Source organism: Protofrankia sp. CiP1_Cm_nod3 (assembly GCF_982290655.1).
On the sequence record NZ_CEVIVD010000090.1, the window covers coordinates 1 to 989 of the forward strand.

Annotated in this window: 1 protein-coding gene; it reads left to right on the forward strand. The window is 66.3% G+C overall.

The window, feature by feature from the left end:
- A partial coding sequence (locus AC5LUJ_RS16450) for a restriction endonuclease subunit S (RefSeq protein WP_493465242.1) occupies nt 1–989 on the forward strand: 989 nt, incomplete at both ends.

Here is a 989-nt window from a genome sequence, read left to right on the forward strand (position 1 = left end):
CACCTCTCCCGCCTCGACAGCGCCGAGCGGCTGGTCGCTCGGGCCACCGTCCGGGCCCGACATCTTGAAGAAGCCGTCTCAGCCATCGCCTATGGGTATGACGTGCCAACCGGCGAGCCCGCCGCGGCCCCGCCCACACCGGGCGGAACGGATGACGGGCTGCTCCCCCGAATCCCAGCCTCTTGGACGTGGCTGCGGCTGGGGGAGATCGCCGATGTCGTCGGCGGGATCACCAAGGACCTGAAGAAGCAGTCCGACCCCGATTTTCCTGAGGTTCCCTATCTACGGGTGGCGAACGTCCAGCGAGGGTGGCTGGATCTTTCCAAGATTGCGATGATTCGCGTGCCGGCGGCGAAAGCCGCGCAGCTCGCGCTGCGGGCGGGTGACGTTCTCCTGAACGAGGGCGGGGACCGCGACAAGCTGGGGCGCGGGTGGGTCTGGGAGGAGCAGATCCCCGGCGTGATCCACCAGAACCATGTGTTTCGCGCCCGGATTCGCGAGAACATCATTCATCCAAAGCTGCTCTCCTGGTATGCGAACAGTGCCGCCCGCTGGTTCGAGGCCAACGGCAAGCAGAGCGTGAACCTGGCGTCCATCAGCCTGTCGAAAATCAAGCAGCTGCCGGTTCCGGTCCCGCCGCCCGAGGAGCAGGCTGCCATCCTGGAACGCATCGAGGGACAGCTCTCGATGCTCGCTGCCACGGCCAGACTGTCGGAACAGGCGACGAAGAGATCGAAGGCTCTCCGACGTGCGATCCTCGCCCGCGCCTTCAGCGGCGAACTCGTCCCGCAGGATTCGGCTGATGAGCCGGCATCCGTGTTGTTGGAGCGGATTCGGGCTGAGCGTGAGGCTCAGGGTGCCCGGGGTGGCAAGGGCGGGGTCAGACGTGCCGCCCGTCGTCCTCGCAAACCTGCGGCTACAGTCGATGGGCCGTCGGCCTTTGCAGGCGCGGCGTCCGTCCCCGCTGATGCTGTTCAACAGGAGCTTAA